14 protein-coding genes are annotated in these 17,008 nt (G+C 37.4%); all 14 read right to left on the bottom strand.

The genetic code is table 11. From position 1 onward, the window contains the following. Positions 1-367 precede the first annotated feature (367 nt). The 14 genes from IPM92_14395 to IPM92_14330 all read right to left on the bottom strand — a co-directional run bounded on the left by IPM92_14395 (position 368) and on the right by IPM92_14330 (position 16,973). The gene (locus IPM92_14395; protein ID MBK9109522.1) at positions 368-1,096 is read right to left on the bottom strand and encodes an N-acetylmuramoyl-L-alanine amidase; all 729 of its coding nucleotides are present in this window, start codon (positions 1,094-1,096) and stop codon (positions 368-370) included. Between the two features lie 11 nt (positions 1,097-1,107). Beyond that, entirely contained in the window at positions 1,108-1,485 is a 378-nt protein-coding gene (locus IPM92_14390) for a hypothetical protein (protein MBK9109521.1), read from the bottom strand. A gap of 195 nt (positions 1,486-1,680) precedes the next feature. Then, positions 1,681-5,286, bottom strand: a complete 3,606-nt coding sequence (locus tag IPM92_14385) for a GMC family oxidoreductase (protein MBK9109520.1) — start codon at positions 5,284-5,286, stop codon at positions 1,681-1,683. Positions 5,287-5,406: 120 nt separating this feature from the next. Continuing rightward, on the bottom strand, positions 5,407-7,692 hold the full coding sequence (locus IPM92_14380) for a hypothetical protein (GenBank protein MBK9109519.1): 2,286 nt from the start codon (positions 7,690-7,692) through the stop codon (positions 5,407-5,409). A 3-nt stretch (positions 7,693-7,695) separates the two neighbouring features. After that, on the bottom strand, positions 7,696-8,082 hold the full coding sequence (locus tag IPM92_14375) for a hypothetical protein (GenBank protein ID MBK9109518.1): 387 nt from the start codon (positions 8,080-8,082) through the stop codon (positions 7,696-7,698). Positions 8,083-8,113: 31 nt separating this feature from the next. Next, positions 8,114-8,827 carry a hypothetical protein gene (locus IPM92_14370; GenBank protein ID MBK9109517.1) on the bottom strand — a complete coding sequence of 238 codons (714 nt, stop codon included), beginning with the start codon at positions 8,825-8,827 and terminating at the stop codon, positions 8,114-8,116. Between the two features lie 10 nt (positions 8,828-8,837). After that, positions 8,838-10,205 carry a phosphatidylserine/phosphatidylglycerophosphate/cardiolipin synthase family protein gene (locus IPM92_14365; GenBank protein MBK9109516.1) on the bottom strand — a complete coding sequence of 456 codons (1,368 nt, stop codon included), beginning with the start codon at positions 10,203-10,205 and terminating at the stop codon, positions 8,838-8,840. 12 nt (positions 10,206-10,217) lie between these two features. Continuing rightward, on the bottom strand, positions 10,218-10,754 hold the full coding sequence (locus IPM92_14360; protein MBK9109515.1) for a hypothetical protein: 537 nt from the start codon (positions 10,752-10,754) through the stop codon (positions 10,218-10,220). Between the two features lie 17 nt (positions 10,755-10,771). Next, positions 10,772-11,077: a hypothetical protein gene (locus IPM92_14355; GenBank protein MBK9109514.1), complete on the bottom strand. Its 306-nt coding sequence runs from the start codon at positions 11,075-11,077 to the stop codon at positions 10,772-10,774. 109 nt (positions 11,078-11,186) lie between these two features. Continuing rightward, positions 11,187-12,233, bottom strand: a complete 1,047-nt coding sequence (locus IPM92_14350) for a hypothetical protein (GenBank protein MBK9109513.1) — start codon at positions 12,231-12,233, stop codon at positions 11,187-11,189. Then, on the bottom strand, positions 12,223-13,716 hold the full coding sequence (locus tag IPM92_14345) for a hypothetical protein (protein ID MBK9109512.1): 1,494 nt from the start codon (positions 13,714-13,716) through the stop codon (positions 12,223-12,225). Before IPM92_14345 ends, IPM92_14350 begins: the two co-directional genes overlap by 11 nt. Positions 13,717-13,863: 147 nt before the next feature. Beyond that, the gene (locus IPM92_14340) at positions 13,864-14,424 is read right to left on the bottom strand and encodes a methylated-DNA--[protein]-cysteine S-methyltransferase (GenBank protein ID MBK9109511.1); all 561 of its coding nucleotides are present in this window, start codon (positions 14,422-14,424) and stop codon (positions 13,864-13,866) included. A 5-nt stretch (positions 14,425-14,429) separates the two neighbouring features. After that, positions 14,430-16,478 carry a S9 family peptidase gene (locus tag IPM92_14335; protein MBK9109510.1) on the bottom strand — a complete coding sequence of 683 codons (2,049 nt, stop codon included), beginning with the start codon at positions 16,476-16,478 and terminating at the stop codon, positions 14,430-14,432. 96 nt (positions 16,479-16,574) lie between these two features. Then, on the bottom strand, positions 16,575-16,973 hold the full coding sequence (locus tag IPM92_14330; protein ID MBK9109509.1) for a hypothetical protein: 399 nt from the start codon (positions 16,971-16,973) through the stop codon (positions 16,575-16,577). Positions 16,974-17,008 lie beyond the last annotated feature (35 nt).

The following is a 17,008-nucleotide window of genomic DNA, read 5'->3' as shown; positions in this document are numbered from 1 at the left end:
TGAATAATTTAAGGATTAAAATTTTTTGTTTAAGTGGTCAAAAATAAGGCCAATAAATCTATCAACGAAGGTTTTCGTAAAAGATTTTATAAGCCGGCCTATAATTTCTGGATATTGATTCTGCCAATGGTTTTCGGCTCTTTAAATCTGCCCACATATAATGAACGAGAAGTTCATAAAATTATGCCTAACATTCGTTAGTTTTGCAAATGGATAGGCGTACAATTTAGGGGAATTGGAATGCTCCAGTATTGCCCAGGCACTAAAAATATTTCCTTGCAACCAAATCTGGTTCTATTGAAACTATGCACAAAATCTCCGACATTATAGAAGTGATACTTGTGAGATCGTCGCTTTTATAATACCGTCACATCACAATCACGTAATTCGAATGAATCCACTCATCCGTTCCAATTTTATACCATAAGCCGTCCTGTCCAATTTTATTGACGAATTCTCCATTCATCAATTTCCTTTTGATGGGAAAATTCGTTCCTGCTCCGGCACGCACATTCAATTCTGACACATTTACTTTCAAATTACCTGCAGGCTGATTATAGGATTCAATCTCCCTTAGAAATTGCTGCCATATCAAATCATCCAACATCATTTTAGGACAATCTTTTCCGGTAATATCAAAGTGCCTGTGCACCTGAGTTATATTCATTTGATGTAATTTGAGCAAATGCTGCGTCAATTCAATGGTGTGCTGCCTTGTTCTTGAAAAATCTCCATCCGAATTCACGCACATTTCTATTCCAATGGTATAATTATTTGGTGAATCGCCAACAGCTATTCCCAGGGTATCGTGAACCAAAGGCTTGTATGGCCTTCGAGAGCCGACGTGATATCCCACTTCATGATCGGGCAAACATTTTACAATTGTTTGATCATCTACAACATAATGTGCGGAGGCATATATGATATTGCCATTCACCCTGATATAATCGCTGCTGTTGAAATAATTTCTGTTGGCCATCGCATTGGCTCCCCGGTTGGTATTCGCAGTCCAATGAACTATAATAGCCCTCAATTCTTTAAGACTTCTTCCGGGCCTGTTGTAATTATTTAATAATCGTTCCGTTATTGCTAGCATATATATAAGCTTTAGGCGTTATAATCATCATCATCCTGGCGCTGATCAGCAGTCACTTTTGCAATAAAAGTTGCAGCTGTATAGTTGTCTGGTGAATGCAACAATTTATTTTCAATTTCCTGCTTACTATATAATGCTCGCTTCACATTTTTATAATACAGCAAAGTATCCAGAAGATCGTGGAAAAATTTAGATCCCTGACTTAAAAATAATCCTGTAATAATGCATCCAATGATGCCCATTATAGAAAAATCAGTTATAGAATTCAATGCGATCATCTTTCCTTCTGCTTTAATCAGATAAAAAAAATCAGCATTACAAGTAATCGCGACAAGCATACCAACTATGCCCGACAACAATTGAATCTTTTTTCGCGTTTCTTTTCCCAATCTGCATCATCCGGTTTTTCAAGGATAGCGATTGGATATTCAATTTAATAAAATTGGATATTTTCTCTGTAATGAGGCTTAACATAAAAGCGTCACAACAATAGATATCAAAATATCATTTGTAGCCAAAGTTGCAGTTTGCATATATACAGATTTTATGAATGTTCATTATTGTATTATGGAATAAAATACATTTCAAATTTCCTTTCGTACGTATTCTGAAGCAATTGAACTCAATGCCATAATCGTCCACTGCGGATTAACTCCTATACTGGATGGAAAAATGGAAGCATCAGCTACATATACATTCTCAAATCCATTCAAACGAAAATCTGTACCAACAACACCTTGTAATGAGCTTTTGCCTATCATCGAATTTCCACCTTGTGGATGTGCAGTACTTAATATAAGGTCTGCTTGTCTGAGTTCATAGTCATCAAAATCATTTAAAAACTTATGATAACTTGCTTCATCGGAGAATTCAATTCGCATTCCGGGATTGAATGGAATTATGACCGATTTCGCACCAGCACATTTTCCTAGCTCAATCATATTTCTCATAGCTGCTTTAATTCGTTTCAGATCATCTGAAGAACTTAAATCAAACTCAAATGCACGACCTGTGATAGGGTCATATTTCTTATCGATGCGCCCTACGTTAGAAGATCCTAATAATATCCCAAAATTTAAATAATATTTATAATGCTTCAAAACATCTCTGTGCGTTTCAAAATTAAAGGGTAGTGTAATGGCAAAAGCAGCTGGCGGATTAAAATAAGTTTCAAAAACATATTGTTTTGTTTTGTGCAATGCCCCTAAAGTTATTTGCGTACCGTCGTAAGCCTTCAGTTCATCCTCAAATTCAAATGCAAATGGAAAGGCGTAATTGCACGCGAGATTTTTACCTACCGCATCATTTTTAAAACGGTCTTCTGTGCTTCTCATAATAAAATGTGTCGATGCAATGCAACCGCCACAAATCACCAGTTTTTTATTAATTTTAATTTCCACGGTTCCATCCTGAAGTTGAATCAAGACGCTTTTTGCGCTCCTGTTTCCAAGATTTGAACCATCTTCTGAGCCCGTGATAAATTTTAAAGCATTTGCATTGGTGAGAATGTCAACGCCTTTGCGCTCAGCCCAAGGTATATAGGTTTCATCCATCGAAAGTTTCTTTCCTCTTTTATTGCCGAGGTTCCATAATCCGTCTCCGTCTTCAAATCGGGCATTAACTTCGAGCGGGTCTATCATGGATAAGACATTTTCATTTTTTGCATTGAATGCATGGACTCCATCCATAAATTTGGCTCTTACCTTTTGATTGATGGCATTTGTGTCAATTGGATGTATGTTGATTTCTGCCCTAATCTTATCGTAATGCAATTGGATATTTTCTAGTGACAAACCATAATCCTTTTGCCAGCTTAGTTTCATCTCATCGGGTATCTGCAAACACACCGCATTATTGATGACTGTTGTTCCTCCTAAAGTTTCTCCTTGCAGCACTACCATATCAAATTTCTTGGTCTGCTGCAATCCTCCTTCTTTATACAAGCTTGCCAGCATTTCCATTTCATCGTCATTCATTTCTGTATGTCTCGAAAGCCGACTTCCTCTTTCTACTACTAAAATTCTTTGTGGATCAATTTTTTCATCAGAAGCAAGCCGATATGCCATAACCGCTCCTGCCGCTCCGGATCCAATAATGATATAATCATAATTGTCTTTAAAATTATTTTCACCTGCAGATGTACTGATTCGCTTTGCCTGAAGTGTTTTCTGTGGGATCGTTTCCGTTGGGCGAAAGTTTAAAGGATCCGTTTCATTTTCAGGGAGCTTGGGAACTATATCAAATGGAGCGGGAGAAAACTGAGTATCTGTCGCATATCTGTCCCGCCGTTCCGGCTCAATATATTCTACAAAAGCCCTGCCTTCAGTTGTCGACAAAAAAGATAGGGACGTTATGGCTTTGATAGAAATTCCAATTTTATTGGCCACGTTTGCAAATGCCGGAATAAATGCTTTTCCTACATCAGCAGGTTTTCTCAAAATGTATTTTTGTAAAAAATAAGCTCGCTCATCTAATCCCATCGAAGAAAATCTTGGGCGCAATGCCATTAGTGAACACAAAATATTTTCCAAAATAAAAAATGGAAAGTTGATGAGTCCACGTTTTCGTCCTTTGATATTTGCAATAAAATTGTCAATTTTTCTTACTGCAGATAGTGCATTGACATTATCCAAACCATAAATAGTTGTCACGGCTGCTTGAGCAGTGTCTGCTTCGGATGGATGCAGACATGTTATTTGAAAATCCATATTGTAATATAAACTCCTGGCCTTGCGAATGAGCCAAATCATCTTAATCCCCAATAAACTAAAGATCAAAAGATATATCTTTAAATATGCAGGATCTTCTAAAGAATTTACATAAAAAAATACAGACCATATACCTGCTGCAATCGTGCTGTAAAGTATCGGGTCCGTGAGATTATGTGTCAGAATACTCCTTGCAGCCTTATAGCGATAACAATAATAAGCTAACATAGCAGAAGTAAATGCAAAGGTGATGGAATTCAATAACATAGCTTCAGGTAAGCGGATAAGCGCAAACCATTTTTCAAAAAAGCCTTCCTGAAATGCTCCCAATAAAAATCCTCCAACCAATAATATCATTAAAACAACAAAGACGATGCTGACAAATAAATAGCTATACATTAACAACCGCTCCGCGATGGTTGCATCTTTGGATTTGTACTTCTGCTCCACAAATTTCTTGTCAAAATCTTTCTTACTGCGCAAATAGAGAATAAAACTCAAGAGCGTGACAAGGCTATCCGCAATTCCCGATTGAAATAAAAATTCTTCACCACTACTAAAGTAATATAAGTAAAAGGAGCAAATGGCTGCTACTAGATTGCCCAACATAAATATACGCAAGGCTAAATATCGAATTCCTGTATGAAAAGCTGCCGTCATGGCCAGCAAAATAAAATTGCTGATTTTACCAATGGTATGCGTTTGATGGAATGCATTGGCATAGGTATCTGTAATCAATTTTGCCAATTGTTCTGGCCAAATCAGGTCCGCACTTGCCATTGAAACAGTACCCACCGAACCGACCAGAAGGATTCCCAGATAAATTAGAAAAAAAATACCCAGAATTCTCAAGATCCAAAAATCAAAATCAATCTTTGATAAAAAATTCTTTGTGCCACCTGATTGCCACAATTGAACGCGCTTTGGCAATGCTATCGGGATGTCCTTAGTGCGCTCTTCATTAAATAACCGGTGATAATTTTCGTCGTAATGGGTCCCGGTCCTTGATACCATAAATGAAGCTATCATACGAGATATCCATAAACATAGCGGCCCCATGAGTAATCCATCGAATGATAACGTTATTAAAAATCGCAAGGGTACCTGTTCAAAATTATATATAAAACTCCCGTGGTAATAATTCCAAATTGCTCTTTCATCAAAACTCCTCATGTAATGAGTTTCCAAATAAAGATCTCCAATGTAGAGCGGAACGAGTATTATCAAGAAATGAAATATTGAACTTGATTTCCTGGTGTTAATGATGATCAAGGCATATAACACTCCAAACATAAATACTTCCGCAATTTGCCAGCACAGGCTTTTAAAAAAAACAATATGAAAAACGGAATCTATCAAAATAATCATACTTACCGTTATGCAGCTGCAAACAATCATATGCAGTATAGTTCTCTTAACATTAGATAGTCCATCTAATGGATCCCAAGCCGTGTAAGCTCTCAAATTTAAAATTGGTATCATATGATCGTCAATTTAAAGTTAAATATTTCATTTTGCGGTTTCTTAATTGGGTCTTCAGAATGAGTTATCTGAAGACCCGATTTATTAAAGAGCACTAAATTAAAGAAAACTAACAGTCGTTCATCTTAGCATCACCACCCCGAAATTTTTATCAAACTCATTCAAAAATTCTTCAAACTTAGGAGTCACTCTTTTCACGATCCTGCATTTATTGCTATAAGAAACACAGCGGATCAGTTGGTCCGTTTCACCGTTTTCAAATACAATTAAAATTTTAATGGGGACTTCAATGTCGGCTGCAGATTTTGAAGAAAGGCTTAGCGTCTGGTCTTTTGTCGTATAGTTGAAATCCTGATTTTTGATCTTTATTTTCCCTTCCGCATTTTGCCCCAATACGTTTTGATCCACAATCCAGGTACATATATTTACTTTGACGTTTCCGGTAATTTTTGCTTTAAAAATTCCCGTTTTAAGTTCTCTGTCCTGAAAATAAATCCCTTTCCAGTTCCCAACAACTCTATTGTATTTAAGTATCTGAGCATCATCTTTTGCTGTATTACTTTCCTGAACTTGCCTCGAAGCCTGCAATGGGGATCTGATCAATTTCAGTTTCTCCACTTCTGGGTTATTCACGCGCACATTCTGGAAATCATTCAAATGATTCTTTAAATGGCTATTGATCATTTTTGCATCCGTAAATGATATGGACTCCAATTTTAGTTTAGATTTGTCCAGTTCAAAACTCCTGCATTTAAAACTTCCCAAAATATCAAGCCGGTGAACTGATGTTTTATAGGTTTTATACCTCAAAACAAAATCAGTATCATTGATACTGCTTACCTGAAAAAATCCGAAAGCTCCATCTGAGGTTTTGTAGGCATAAATGATCTTTGTTTCGTAATAATCATCTTGAATAAATGGTAATGGAATGTATTGCGCAAAATGATGCAGGGGCAATTCGCCCAATATTCCATAATTGCGCATCAACAAATCATAGCGACGAATATATTGAAAGGCCTTTGATATACCGCCTACAGAACAAGAAGTTCCACATAAGATTTCTATTTTTCGCGACTGCGCTTCTCCTGTTAATTTAATATCTGCGCCCCCAAAATTCTCATGCTTTACAATGCCATTATCAAAATCCAGATAATCTCCCGGCTTGAGCCTCACGGTCCCTTCCGCTTTTACCGGCCAATATTCTTTAGGATACATGTTATAACCGACGGTCATATCATCAATAAAGGCTGTATCGAGAATATTTTCTACGCCTACCAGCCTTACATTAATATCTTCAATACTATTAATGGCATCCGTTACTTCCTGCGTAACGTTTTCAATAGTTGATTCTAATACAGACTCTGCGATGTAAATCAACAATGGCACAATAACTCCTCCAACAATTGCACCCAGTACGCCAAAAATTACGCCGCCCAAAAGTGCACCCAGGACCGCGGCACCCAAATAACAATACCAGGGTATGCTGATATCGATATCCGGATTATCGGTTTCAAAACTGACTCGCAATTCGCCTGCTACAATAGCAACCATAATGCGCGCAGAAAATGTGCCTGATGCATCATAACAGGTTCCACTCTTCGTTACAGTGCCGCTAAGTTGTATAAAATCATCTGCCGGTCGAATCGACATACTCGTAAGTTTGACGCCATCCCGAATCTCATGTTCTCCATTAAAACTGCAACCTGCAAATGAACCTGCCGGGATTCCAATGCCTTGTTCAATTCTTGGACTTATATTTCTGCAAATCCAAGAAAAATTGATGGCAACCGCAGCACCTGCGCCTTCTCTTGCAAATGCCCTGGTAAAATCATTCAGATTTCCTGCGGCACCACCACCAAAAGTCAAAATAATTCCCAATGCATCGTTATTTGTTGCCGTACTATCGTCTATCACTTTTACATCTGCTCTAGTAATGTCCAAAGTATTTGAGCTGCTTCTATTGACAGGAACCGGCATTATAGGTATGGCATTATTTTCTAAGCCGTTCCGAATTACATTCGCTGCTGCATTGGTCACCACTGTAGGTAATCCCGTAACAATTAAATCGCATCTATGGAGTTTGTTTGGAAAATCGAGAATCACTACATCCAGATTGGCATCATCTCTGTTTACATCCATACCCACTACTAAATCCAGAGTGCCCGATAAGCCTAAAGCCAGATTAAGGTCAATCAGCAATTGTATGGGATTTGTTATACTTGCTGGAACTCCAGCTGGTCTGTCAAAACTCAAACTCACTCCAAATCCAAGCAGATTTCCTAAACTCGAAGGCAACAAACTGGCCAAAAAGCCATCATTGTCAAATACCGCAGAGAGTAAATTTTGTAGTGATTGAGAACTGACTTCTATCACCATATCGTATCCGTGTGTTTGATTACCAGCCATGATTTATGTATTTTTAATGCTTATTTTAATATTGGGAGAAATTGTTTGTCCATTGGGAAGCACAAATGAATTTGATTTTGAAAAATCATCATAATTGAATGCCTCCATTTTTTGCTTCATCGAAAAATTTAAATCAATTTTTGCATTCTTAAAAAATTGAATAGGATTCTTCATGAAAATTAATTTTTCCTTTTCCGATTTTAAAGCTTTCATGATCTGCTCCTCATGATTTAAAATGTGTTCGAGATCCCGCGTTAAATCCGGCCTGAGCTTCAAAAGCATTTCTGAATGTTTGCTTCTATCAAAAACGTCCTTCAATTTTACTCCCGGAATTTTCACTTCGGTTTCAACATGCTTTACGTCCTTCTTTTTAAGATTTTGCTTGGCCATATTATTTAATTTATTAGTGAAGAATAATTGCTTATGCGTTTTTTAAGAATATTTTATCAAGCCTTTTTTGTTGGATGGATGCCGATTTAAAAACAACATCAAACTTATTGGTTACAAAATCATCCGGAATCAACACATTCCTTTTTCGAAGCATGATCCATCTGGGTTTGAGTTTGACATCATAAAGCGGAAAAATGGTGTCACAACAATTAAATACCAATTCCGTACAGGAAAGATTTCCAATGTTTGAAAAATCAAATTTAAAATCATACGCTTTTCCCAGGTTTTTCACCGCTTTTTCAAAAACGATCTTTTGGCTTGAATCAATGTCGACCTGCGGTTCAATGGTTTGATTGCGACGAAGGATAATGAGAAAATCGCATTTGCAAAAACTGATCAGATCTTCCATAAATACACCTTCTGCCATAGAATGTATAACTGCTTGTTTCCCGGTGTAAAATTTATTGGCAATGACATCTGCCATAAACAACTGCGAGTTTGTCGTGTCGCCTAAATAAAGTCCAGCATGGCTAAAAAATCCGGGTATGAATAAACCATCTAAATAGTTTGTATAACCTCGGATAAGGATATCACCGGCTTTCACAGAATCCAGGACCTTTCTAACTTCAGCTCCTTTCACTTTATAACTCCCGGGATCGTACAATATAAAAAATGGAAATTTGAAAACTTTAATGTCTCCAAAAAATTTGAGAAAGCTGTTGTAAATAAATGTAAAAATATTCATATCTTATGTTTTAACTAATATCGATAAATTCATAAAGAGGAAATGATTTATATCTCTGATTTTGAATATCTAGCGCAATGGAACTTGTCCATAAATCTTGCCTGATAAGTTTATTTCGTTCATGAATAATCCGTTCAAATGCATCGTCTTTTGGAAATTGAAAATCATTCATTTCAACTTTTTTGCAATCCCGGAGATCTACTTCAAATTGATTAAATACCTGATCACAAAAAGCCTTGTCCTGAATCAATACATTGCTTTCAGAATGGTGAAAAGCAGAACCATTTGCAATATTATAGGAGCCAATAGAACAAAAGGCATCATCAATCACCAGATTCTTCGAATGAAAAGCTCCCGCCTTCTGCCATTCATAAATCTCAATGCCATTTTGTAAAAGATACTTAAAGTGCTTTGTACACTCAACATACATCCAACCTAAAAGCCCGTTCAGCATAAGTGTTTTAGAGGATAACTTTGAATTGGTAATCAAAACAACTTTGACGCCGCGTTTGACTGCTGCTGCGAAATATTCTCCAAATATTTTTGGCGGCCTGATTCCATGACAACCCCAGTAGATGCGGGATTTGGCATTCCCGATTTTCTCAAGCAACTGATCTGTCAAATCCAATTTCGCAAGATCATAAGGCTTGTGCACGACATATTTTATATCCACACTACCGAAATCATTGTAGCTACTTGCATTTTTAAAATATTCAGGATACAAAACTTTATGGTACTGATCATTCTTATAAATTGGTCTGTATTCTTCACAAAACGATATGTATGTCTTCAATCGCTTATGATCTCTTGCTTTCCAGGCGTATTGCATTTCATAGTCTTTCAGAAACTGAAGTTGGATATCTCTTACACAATCTCCCTGTAAATAGACATCAGTATCTCTCCAGGCTTTAGGCTCTATTCCTCCAAATGCATATTTATCGCCCCAGTTAATGCCCCCCAGAATGACATACTTATTATCAACAATCATATACTTTTCATGAAAATGTTGTTTGAGTTTTAATTTAATATTCATTGCGATTTGCTTAAAAGGACTTCCCTTTTTTCGATCAACATACCACCCGTCTAATAATGAATTGTAGCCAAAAACTTCTATTCCGTATTTGCGCAGTTGTGACAAACTTCTTGTCATAAATGTGGTACGGTTGACAATATCATCGTATATGATGCGGATCCGGACACCGTTTTTCGCTTTTTGCTTTAGAATTTCCAATAATTTCTTGGTTGTACCATCATTCATAAATGAAAAAGTCACGATATGTATGGATTCTTTTGCCAGCTCCAATAGTTCCCAGCGCCTTTCGTACGATTGTTTTCCGCTTGGCAAAAACTCTATGGTATTGTTATGTGAATGATTCATCGGCTTCACTGATTATTTAATGTCTTCCTTCTTTTGTTCTGCTCTGTACACTTTTACGCGTTTGTTCTTCTCCAGATATTTAAATTTTTTTTCATAATCTCTGTCCAGAATCTGAATTGAATCAAGGGTCTTCGTTTTTCCGAGAAATTTTGTCTGTGTTTTTGATTCCTCCTGCAGCTCCTCCAATCTTCTCTTTTGTATCACGAGCGAATCCAAATCGTCCTTAATCATAACAGCAACCGTAGCACTATCCATAGACTTGGTTTCTAATATCGAATCAATTTCGGCCGATTTTCTTTCGTAGATTTCTTTAATATTTGAATAGGTTTCTGCTTTTTTCCTATCCTTATACGTATAAAAAATATATGCAGATATAATAGTGATAAATAAAGCAGCTACAATAATCAGCGGTGAATATTTATGAACCCTTCCTTTCATGGATTCCTGCTTAATATTATAGTTTGTATTGGGTCCTTCGATGAGAATGAATATAAAAATGACTAGCAGCAAGAGTATGCCAACTGATATGATAATTTCAAATGTATTCATAAGAATTTGTTTTTAATTTAGTTACCAGTATTTTTCTTAAGTATGACCATCATGGTACCGCTCCAGCTCAGACCGGCAAATAAAGATTCTTTGATATCATCAGGATCTAATAATAGAAATGCCAGAATACAACCCATTACCGGAATTAATAAAAAGTTGGCCCTGAAATAAAATGTTTCCGTTTTATTGGGAAACATCTTCTCCAGAAATGGAATGGCGCCTTTGAATTCTGAAGAATATAGGGATAAAATATGCCCACACAAGGCTCCTATATAGGTAATGAATAATGGATCTGTTACAATTTTAAAGATATCAAACTTCATATAATTTAGTTTTTAAAAAATGAATGAAAGACATATACGCGTTATTTATTGTTTATAAAAATCTATTCAATTGCTGCCTTGAAATGTTATCATATTATTATAATTCATGCTATTTCGCTTCCCATTTCATCCGATCTATCATTCTTAGCTGGCTCAATTTTTGATGCACTTCCGGTTCAATTCCATGCTCAATCGCTTTTTGCTTTATCCTGTTTGTAAGTTGGTCTATAGCTTCCGTTTGTCTGATTTGGTCGATTTCTGCCATCATTATATTATTTAATTGTTCATTGAATTTAAATTGTTTCTTAAGCTCTGTATTTTCGGTTTCCAGTGCCTTTTGGTTTTGTAACGACTTCCTTCGCAGGATGTACAACCAGGTCAAAATGCCCGCCAGTAGAGCTATACCTGCAATCAGTTGCCAAAAATATTTTTCCCACCATTTTTCATTTTGCTGCTCCAATGAATCTACGATGGCTTGCATTTTAGATAATGTGGCATCAATAGGAGCCATAACTGTTCGAATGAATGCATCTCTGGTTTGATCGTTCAATACCCCGGACCTGAGTTCTGATCCCAATGAATCCAGCTCTATGGCATCAATGGCGGCTGATACAAAGCCTACTAACAGTTGTTTGTTGTTGTCAGATAATATAGAAGCAAATGCCCTTTCAATATTGTTTTTGGATTCTTCGCTTGAAAAGCTCTTAAACAAGCCCTTCAGTAATGCGTCCAATTCGCGTTCAAGATTCACGCGCAGGATGTTTATAGATCTTTGAACGGAATCTGAAGCAATCTCATCGCGAACACCAACGATGGCTTTACGGGCGACAGAATCCAGATCTAATTTCTTCAATCCTACAGCAAGTTTTGCAAAAAGGGTATCCATCAATCGATCAGATACTTTTTCAAGATTTTGAACTGAAACTTCGTCAGCGGCTCCTGATATCAATCCTAAGATTAACTTGCGACTTGCGCTATCAAGAGGAAAAAGTTCTTCTGAAATCCGGTCAACGCTATTGCCAACGCGATCTGCACTATTAAATCCGAGATTCTTAACCCATCCGCATGAATTCAGTAGTAAAATCATAAACAAAATGATGCTTAAGATCAGCGCGACAGATCCATTCCATTTTCCGTTCATGACTTTAAATTGCATGATTAGGAATAAAATTGTTAAATGGAATTAATTCACGATTAGGAGCATCCCATTCCAAGAGTTCTGCATTAATTTTTCTTTGCCCATCCAAACTTATGTGGACCACATTGTAGGTAATCCCGATTTCAATGCGTTCGTATTTTTGAACATATTTACTGGTCCAGGTACCTGAATTAATATATTCTTTCCCATCCTGTACAATATGTTGTGGATAATGATTGTGCCCTACTACAATGTAGTCAAAAGCTGACAGAGATCCTCCTTTCCCAATGTCTTTTAATGCAGATTCAGAAAGAGGTGGATCAGATAATTTTAACCAGAAAAATAGCTTTTTAAAAAATAACCGAAAAGCTATGGGTATAAGAATGTTCAACAACCCTTTTAATCCAATATTGACGTATTTTATGATAACACCTGAAGTAACAGAGTTAGTATCCCTATTTTCAATAAAATTGGTGGGTAGCTCGATATAAAGAACTACAAACAAAACAAGAGGTATAAAAACAAAAACAATCCAGAAAAAAGCCCGAAGGAAACTTTCCTGAAAGTTCTTCTGGACCACATAGTAAGCATACCCACCATAAGATTTTATAATATTCCAGACCTTCTTAAAATTTTCGTCTATCAATGCATTAATCATACTTCCCTTTACCGTCAAATTATCCACAAATGGAAAATCCAATTCTACTTTATTGATCAGATATCTATTAAAAAAAGATCCAAATGGAATGAATAATTCTTTTTCACTAGGGTTTATTACACGAAGTGCTTCCTTCTTATTAAAAAAACGATGCTTCGGCGCTACGAGATTGTATTCATAATCCGGATCAATCGATGTCATTTTTTCATAATTATGCCCATGATCAATCCACACTTTATCGTAGATAGAAAATGCTTTAATCGAAAAAACAATATTCGTTTCAAAAACCGAACGCAGATTGATGTGCGCCCCATGAATTTCCCATATACGAAATTTAAAATAATCTTGAAGCCAGCTCCAATACCATTCCGGGTCATGATTCCCAACATTAATGATGATTTGATTTCCCGCACCCACCCATACACTCAATGCGTGAAAAAACGCTGCGTGCCCTTGCATGCAGCACATCAATTTCCAAATGCATTTATAATTATTCGTTTTAAGCCCGTATTTTTTTTCTTTAGAACTCACACAATTAGGAGGAATCGAAAAATGTGGCTGTACTTTATGGATCTCCTTTTGCCAGTCACTAAAATTTTCTTTGCTATGCGGAATCAAAGTAATCCTGATGTAGTCTATAAAGTCACCATTAATAATAAGGCATAATGGAGTACCGCCGCTTTCATTAAATCGTTGCTGTAAGTGTTGCAATAATTCCGAGAACTCAGTATCAGAAAAAAAATTTTCGGTGCCCAAAGTCCGGCCTCTGTCCAGATTCCCCTCCGCCAAATGAAGGTCAGATACAATAAAACTATGATCCCCTATGGGTATAGCCTGAATCATGGTGGATTCTTTTAATGATGAAGCAAATCGTTGTAAAACAAATCAAATGTACTCTATGCCCTTAAGCCTCAGGAGGGGATAAACACTGTATTTGAAGGGGGATTATCCTGTATTTGAAAAAACATGGTATTCCAGATTGACAAAACCCTATCCAAAGAACAACTTAGATTGCTTGGGCAAGTTTGATTCATGCTCCAACAACCATTGCTTCCTCCACATCCCTCCGGCATATCCGGTGAGCGATCCGTCTTTTCCAATGACGCGGTGGCATGGTACAAGAATAGCAATTGGATTTTGTCCATTCGCATTTGCTATAGCTCTGATCGCCAGAGGCTGTTCCATTTTTAAAGATAGCTTTTCATAACTGATGGTCTGTCCAAATGGGATTTGAAGCAGCTGTATCCAGACCTTTTGCTGAAATTCAGTACCCAATAAGTGCAGAGGTAAATCAAATTGCCTGATTGTTTTGTGAAAATATTCGTCCAATTGTTTGACCAGCAATTCCAGGGATTCATTTGTTTGCTCCTTTACTTCCAATTCCCATTTTATACAAAAGGCTTCCAGTTGTCTGCGCTGAATATCTTCTTCTTTAAATTCTAAATAACAAATCCCTTGGTCTGTTGCTGCAGCCCATAAATCACCTATAGGACTTACATAACTTACGATGTGAACACTCGTTAGTTTTGATGTTTCTGTACATAAAACCATTTCCACTATGGATTTAAATAGGTTTTGAGCCAGGCATGAAGTTCTTTGTAAAAGAAGCGGCTGTTTTCCGCTTTCAGGATCCAGTGGTTCTCTTCAGGAAAAACAATGAGTTTCGAAGGTATTTTTTGTCGCTGTAAGATATTCCAATTTTCAATGCTATTGTTGACCGGTACGCGATAATCAAGTTCTCCAATGGTTACTAGCATAGGTGTTTTGAATTGATCTGCATAATACATCGGATTTTGTTCTTTCCAAATTTTGGAATTGGACCAGGGTGTGCCCCCATTCATCAGTTCTCGCCCAAAAATATGATCACTGGAACCCCACTGCGAAATACTGTTCACCAAACCCGCATGACTGATCAGACACTTATAATGCGAAGTCGTAGCCTGTAACCAATTGGCGAGGTGCCCGCCATAACTTGCGCCGCCTGCAGCCTGTAGATTGCCATCAATGAAAGCATATTTTTTAATGGCATAGGCAGCTGCTTCATTAATCTCATCTGCAGGACCTTTGAATGGATCCAATATAATATCTTGTGTGAACTTCTCTCCATATCCGGTTGATCCCGTATAATCGGTAAATAACAAAACATATCCGGGACTTGCTAATAAGTGGTAGTTCCAGCGGTATGACCAGTTTTCTTTCCAGGCTCCTGCCGGTCCACCATGGATAACCACAAACAGTGGATATTTTTTACCCTCCTCAAAATTGGCTGGCTTCACGAGCAGATTGCGGATTTTTTTTCCACGGCTACTGGTAAAATAAAAGGTCTCGTATGTAGATAGTTTCAGACTATCCAATCCAGACTTATTGGCTTCAGATAAAAGCTTGTGTGGTCCATTCTTATCAATTCGCACGATCTCAGCAGGATTGTTCACAGATTCCCAATTGCTTACTATGGCCGGAGGGTATGTATTGCTGAGACTCAGATTGGAATAACTACCAACTGTTAGTTGGTCAAAGGATTTGGCATTTCCTCCTTGAATCGAGAATACAAATAATTTATCCCGGCCATGGTCTTCGGCTGTGAGATAGATTTCTTGACCATGACTGGTAAATTGCTGGATGGGTCTGTCAAGGTCTTTACAAATGTATTTTTTATGTTCCATGGTCGGCCAGTCAAATCTTACCAATTGCGGAAGATTGTACAACTTTCCATTATTATGCGCATTCTCAAGACATAACAGGTATTTTCCATCATCGCTCAGGGTGGGGTCCGAATATTCAAAACTACCATCCGTTAGTTTTGTTTCTGTTCCACCATTCACAGATAAGGAATACAAATGAAAGACCGGTTCCCGGTAGGCCTGGGTATTTCCTTCTGTGCTTGCTGCAAAGAGAATATCTTTGCCATCTTTGGTCCAATTGGCAGATCCTAATATGAACCCTGTTTCATTGACAATCCTTACATCCAGGAAGAGATCTCTGGCCTGAGTGCTATCAATGTGTTGAACAAACAAATGCGTTTGTTTTTCATCTTTCCATTTGTCCCAATTGCGAATGGGAAAACTGGTGTACACCCTCGCAAGGTATTTTTGTTTCTTTTTGTCTTCAATCTTTTTCTTATTGCAACTATCTGCAAAACATCCCGGAAATACGGAACTGTTGAATAGTATCCTTTTGCCATCAGGGCTCCACCTGATACCCGAAGCGCCAGTACTGACTTGTGTTAAACGTTGTGCTTCGCCACCTTCCATGATATTCAATAAATAAATCTGCCCGGCTTCGTCTCCTTCTCTTTTTGCTGTGAATGCAAGATATTTGCCATCAGGGCTCCAGGAATAATTTCCTTCACCCGCTTTTCCCGTCGTCAGTCTTCTTGCTTGTTTATTTCCGCTGACCGGCATGATCCAAAGATCACTTACTTGCTCTTTTTCATCGTATGAGGGCTCAGAAATCGAATAAACCAACTGGCTTCCGTTCGGACTGATGGCTGGTGCACCAACGCGCTTCAGCAGCCACATGCTTTCGTGTGATATGGGTTTTTTCTCTTGCGCTAGCATGAACAAACCTGAATGCAACAGGCATATAACAAGGCATATTTTTTTCATAAATATTAGTTTTGGTTTTTTGAAGTTAAAAATTTTTTGAATGTTATTATCCAGAATGAACGAAAAGTAACTAGCCCTTGTGAGCTGAATTTCAATTTATTTTCCCCAAACAGCTACGCGGGATCTTCCTTTTCCACGACCTTTCGTTTCATACCAAAATTCAATTTTGGAAAGTCTGCGTTTTCCACCGTCCAAATCTATGATGCGCGTCTGGCCACCTTGCCTAATGATGGATTTAATGGCTACATCCTGTACACCGCCATTATCAAAAAATACTTTCATGTCGTACATTCTCAATGGAGCATCGGTCACCCGGACCACTAATTTTGAATATTCGTCCCCAATATTTCCAACATGAATCATATCTCTGTCTACGCCAAAATTTACCCATTTATCAGCGATAAATTTCCAGCCATCAGATTCAACGGTTTTAGAAGTTCCACAAGAAAAAAAACAAAAAGTAAATCCAAAAACAATATAAACCAGTCTTTTCATTATTAATTTTTTGCGAATATAAGCTTTCTGCTGAT

Source organism: Saprospiraceae bacterium, assembly GCA_016719615.1.
Classification (GTDB): domain Bacteria; phylum Bacteroidota; class Bacteroidia; order Chitinophagales; family Saprospiraceae; genus Vicinibacter.
Note: the sequence above shows the minus strand (reverse complement) of the source record. Positions and strands in the feature narration are given on the sequence as shown.

Bases quoted from the DNA above. Each gene is read 5' to 3' on its own strand.
- IPM92_14345 (MBK9109512.1), bottom strand. From the start codon at position 13,716: ATGATTCAGGCTATACCCATAGGGGATCATAGTTTTATTGTATCTGAC.
- IPM92_14360 (MBK9109515.1), bottom strand. From the start codon at position 10,754: ATGAATACATTTGAAATTATCATATCAGTTGGCATACTCTTGCTGCTA.
- IPM92_14365 (MBK9109516.1), bottom strand. From the start codon at position 10,205: ATGAATCATTCACATAACAATACCATAGAGTTTTTGCCAAGCGGAAAA.
- IPM92_14330 (MBK9109509.1), bottom strand. From the start codon at position 16,973: ATGAAAAGACTGGTTTATATTGTTTTTGGATTTACTTTTTGTTTTTTT.
- IPM92_14375 (MBK9109518.1), bottom strand. From the start codon at position 8,082: ATGGCCAAGCAAAATCTTAAAAAGAAGGACGTAAAGCATGTTGAAACC.
- IPM92_14350 (MBK9109513.1), bottom strand. From the start codon at position 12,233: ATGCAATTTAAAGTCATGAACGGAAAATGGAATGGATCTGTCGCGCTG.
- IPM92_14370 (MBK9109517.1), bottom strand. From the start codon at position 8,827: ATGAATATTTTTACATTTATTTACAACAGCTTTCTCAAATTTTTTGGA.
- IPM92_14395 (MBK9109522.1), bottom strand. From the start codon at position 1,096: ATGCTAGCAATAACGGAACGATTATTAAATAATTACAACAGGCCCGGA.
- IPM92_14340 (MBK9109511.1), bottom strand. From the start codon at position 14,424: ATGGTTTTATGTACAGAAACATCAAAACTAACGAGTGTTCACATCGTA.
- IPM92_14355 (MBK9109514.1), bottom strand. From the start codon at position 11,077: ATGAAGTTTGATATCTTTAAAATTGTAACAGATCCATTATTCATTACC.
- IPM92_14335 (MBK9109510.1), bottom strand. From the start codon at position 16,478: ATGAAAAAAATATGCCTTGTTATATGCCTGTTGCATTCAGGTTTGTTC.
- IPM92_14380 (MBK9109519.1), bottom strand. From the start codon at position 7,692: ATGGCTGGTAATCAAACACACGGATACGATATGGTGATAGAAGTCAGT.
- IPM92_14385 (MBK9109520.1), bottom strand. From the start codon at position 5,286: ATGATACCAATTTTAAATTTGAGAGCTTACACGGCTTGGGATCCATTA.